The sequence below is a fragment of the Pseudorhodoplanes sp. genome (genome assembly GCF_050250235.1).
Taxonomy (GTDB): Bacteria; Pseudomonadota; Alphaproteobacteria; order Rhizobiales; family Xanthobacteraceae; genus Pseudorhodoplanes.
On record NZ_JBFWPA010000288.1, the window covers coordinates 1 to 3,869 of the forward strand.

The 3,869-nt window shown below is 60.6% G+C and carries 1 protein-coding gene and 3 pseudogenes; 2 read left to right on the forward strand and 2 right to left on the reverse strand.

Going from position 1 to position 3,869, the window contains the following annotated elements:
• Positions 1-680: 680 nt before the first annotated feature.
• A pseudogene (locus AB7F49_RS38810) lies at positions 681-924 on the reverse strand (transposase zinc-binding domain-containing protein); the annotation flags it as partial.
• Positions 916-1,272: pseudogene (locus AB7F49_RS38815) on the reverse strand (site-specific integrase); the annotation flags it as partial. The pseudogenes AB7F49_RS38810 and AB7F49_RS38815, both read right to left, overlap by 9 nt.
• Before the next feature lie 239 nt (positions 1,273-1,511).
• On the opposite strand from AB7F49_RS38815, the pseudogene AB7F49_RS38820 reads away from it, so the two are divergent.
• Both AB7F49_RS38820 and AB7F49_RS38825 read left to right on the forward strand, forming a co-directional pair.
• Positions 1,512-2,476 (forward strand): annotated as a pseudogene (locus tag AB7F49_RS38820) (IS5 family transposase).
• A 343-nt stretch (positions 2,477-2,819) separates the two neighbouring features.
• Entirely contained in the window at positions 2,820-3,806 is a 987-nt protein-coding gene (locus AB7F49_RS38825) for a Bug family tripartite tricarboxylate transporter substrate binding protein (protein ID WP_428533188.1), read from the forward strand.
• The last annotated feature ends 63 nt before the right edge of the window (positions 3,807-3,869 follow it).

A 3,869-nucleotide genomic window follows, 5' to 3' on the forward strand; every position in this document is an offset into this window, starting at 1 on the left:
CGCGTGGCAAACAGTTCTACTGTGTCCCGGTCCCCACTCCAATGGCACAACTCGCCGAGGCATGAGTACGTCTGTTGCCCACCACGGTGATCATTTGCAGCGGGGCGGCTCGAAAAGATCGCGGTGGTACGGGAAAGCCACCTCGGCGAACCGGTCTCAGTCATTCTCGAACCGGTCTGCGGCGGGCGAAAACGGAAATCGAAAAACGCCTCGCGGAGACTGCGGCCGCGAATACACCGCAATGTCGACTAACGCCACGGCAATTGCCGGGCAGAGACTCCGATTGCCGAGCTAACCCGCCGGAATGTCGACAGTTCTCACACTCCCGAAAATCAGGTCAACGAGAACACACTGGGTGGCTGGGGAAGCAGTCGTTGTCGAACCCGTCTGGGCTTAAAATTCCCTGCTCCGTGCCCAAAAACAGGGATTTTTTCGCGAAAACAGGCATTTCCAGGCAGATTTGCAGCGAAAATTCGAGCAGTTGCAGCAGCTTAGAGGCAAATTCCCTATTCAAATTAGCAGGGAATTTTCGTCAGATAACAGCGAATTGCTTTGATCGAGCAGGGTATAAAAATACAAGAACGCATTTTCAGGGTAACCGTCCATTTCTCGCACGCTTGTTCTACTACCGAGCACGATCTGTTCTCACCTTCGATTTTGCCGACAGAGAGCACGAGATGCCATTGGGCCCGCGCCAGGCCCTGGCATTTGGGACAGTGACGGTTGCGGCAAGAGTTGTAGGCGATGCGGGTCGCACCGCAATCATCGCATTGCTCGACATGGCCGCCGAGTGCCGCCGTCCGACACGCCGTGATGGCGCCCATGATGCGACGCTCGACGCCCCCGAGATGACCGCCATGCGGCCTGTCGGAACGCTTCGCCATGGCGGCGGAAGATATCCGCCAGCTCCAGAGAGCTCGGGATTGCCTCCAGGAAGCGCACGACCTCATCCGCGCTCAACACAACCGGCAGCTTGCTCGGCTCACGCGCATAGGCAATGCGCTCCGGCAATGTAGCCTGGCCGAGCGTCACGCCATAGAAGAACCGCAGCGCGCAGACGATCTGGTTCAGCGCCGGCCACGAGACCCCCGTTGCGACCAGATGAAGCTGGAAGGCGTGGACATCCTCCAGGCCGAGACGATCAGGCGAGCGACCAAAATACCGGCTGAACTTCGAAACGGCGCTGAGGTACGATTGTTGCGTCGCCGGCGACAAATTGCGGACCGTCATGTCCTCGATCATACGGCGGCGAAGAGGGTTGATCTCAGCCATCGGAAAACCTCCTGTCTGAAGGGTTGGGCTGCGGAAAACCCACGATCCTCTCAGACAGGAGGCGACTACTGCGACCGCCCCTTAACTGCCGCGCCAGCGGCTTCGTTGTGTGCTCGGCATGCTCAGCAGCTTGGAGGTGAAAGTCCTCCGCTCAACCTGATGGAGGTGAAGGGCTAGGGAACCTCTGATCAACGGCCCGAAGATGGCACACTGGCGCCATTGATTCGGAGGTGGCGCCGATGGACGGACAACTGAGCTTTGCGTCGCTGGACTTTGCGGGGAAGAAGAAGCGGACGAAGCGCGACGTGTTTCTGGCCGAGATGGCAGCGGTGGTGCCGTGGTCGGTTCTGGAGTCGCTGATCGAGCCGCACTATCCGAAGGTTGGGCCGCAGGGCGGCCGGCGGCCGTTTCCGATCGCCGTGATGTTGCGCATCTATTGCCTGCAGCAGTGGTACACCTTGTCCGATCCGGGTGCCGAGGAGGCGCTCTACGACATCCAATCGATGCGTGCGTTCTGCAATCTTGAACTCGGCCGCGATCCGATCCCCGACGAAACGACGATCTTGAACTTCCGGCACCTGCTCGAGGCACATGGGCTGACGAAGGCGGTGTTCGAAGCGGTGGCGGATCACCTGGAAGCGCGTGGCGCATTGCTGCGTGGCGGCACGATCGTGGACGCGACGCTGATCGCCGCCTCGCCCTCCACCAAGAACGCGGCGGGGCCAGCGTGACCCCGAGATGCGCTCGTCGAAGAAGGGCAACCAGTGGTATTTCGGCATGAAGGCGCACATCGGTGTCGATGCCCGCAGCGGGCTTGTGCACACGGTGGGTGTGACCAGCGGCAGTGTGCACGACGCGACCGTGATGGACCGCCTGATCCGTGATGACGACACTGCGATGTATGGCGATAAGGGCTACGCTAATTTAGCGGCGCCAAGAAGCGCGCGGCCGAACCGGCGGGGGTGCTGTGGGCGGTGAAGGAGAAAACGACGCCCGGAGGCAGGCTGACGGCCCGGCAGCGCGCCCGCAATCGCCGGTTCGGCAAGGTGCGCGCGAAGGTCGAGCATGTGTTCCGCATCATGAAGTGTCAATTCGGCTATCGCAAAGTGCGCTATCGTGCCTCGCCAAGAACGCTGCTCAGGTGTTCTCGCGGCTGGCGCTCGCCAACCTGTACCTTGCCCGCAGATCGATTGCGTCCGCCTGACATAATCAGGGGCCAATCCAACCTGCGCATCACCGTTAAACGGGTAACTTTGCAAACGTCGATCGCTCTGAAGGTAATTTCGCGCGCGGTCGTTGATCAGAGGTTCCTTAGATCGCCTTTGCCGTACAACACAAGCGCGTGAGAATAGAGATTCACGCCCCTTTTGACGCGCGAAGGGCACAGGCAAACGCCGATCCATCGCCTCCCGGCCGTAGCGGCGACCCGAGTAGCTCGGGCGCGCTCTCCAGGCTCATTCGTCGCATTTGATCTGCCTCGACGGATGCTCCGAGGAGAAATAAACTCGATGCGATCTTAAGGAGTTCATCATCTTAAGGAGTTCATCATGGATTGGGCTCGCGTCGCCTTTGGACTTATTGGTCTGACTGCCGTTCTGCTTGGGGGGCAAGTCGTCGCCCAGACGCCTGACACGAGTTATCCGAACCGGCCGATCAAGATTATCAGCGCCTCGCCCGCAGGCGGCGGTGTCGATCTTTCGGCGCGGATCGTTGCCGATCACCTGCAGAAGCTTTGGGGCCAGCCGGTGACGGTGGAGAACAGGACTGGAGGTAGCAATAACATCGCGGGGGAAGCAGTCGCGCGGGCAGAGCCCGATGGCTACACGCTTCTCGCCACGCCTCCCGGTACCATCACCGCAAATGCGGCTCTGTTCAAACAGCTCAACTACGATCCGGCCGCGCTTGAGCCGGTGGCAATCATGGCGGTCGGCCCCAACGTGCTGGCGGTGAAGAGCGCCTCGCCCGCCAAGACCGTCATGGAGCTGATCGCCCACGTTAAGGCCAATGCGGGGAAGCTCAGCTACGCCTCCCAGGGCAACGGCTCGACCACGCATCTCACCGCCGAGCTGTTCAAGAGCCGGACCGGTATTCAGCTTGTTCACGTCCCCTACCGGGGCGCGGCGCCGGCGGTGAATGACCTGGCCGGCGGGCATGTGGATTTGATGTTCTCCGACCTCGGTACCATCCTGCCGCTCCACCGTGGCGGCAGGGTCAGGATTATCGCTGTGGCAACGCTTAAACGCCTGCCGCAGCTTCCGGACGTGCCCACCATCGACGCGAGCGGTGTCAAAGGGTTCAGCTCGACCACGTTCTTCTCGTTGATGGCACCGCCCAAAACGCCCTCGGAAATCCGAGCCAAACTTAACAAGGCGATCGTCGCTGCCATGCAGACGCCCGAGGTGGAGGCCAAGCTGAAGTCGATCTTCGTCGAGTCGAGCAATCTTGACACCATGGCGATGGGCGAGTTCATCAAATCCGAGGCCAAACTCTGGGGTGACGTGATCCGCGCCGCCAACATCAAGGTCGAGCAGTAGGCGGGCGCTCCTCACCCGTGGCGATCTAAACGAAATACAGGATGACGTTTCGCCTGGACCGTT

Coding starts and splice junctions, on each gene's coding strand:
- AB7F49_RS38825 (WP_428533188.1), top strand. CDS start 2,820: ATGGATTGGGCTCGCGTCGCCTTTGGACTTATTGGTCTGACTGCCGTT.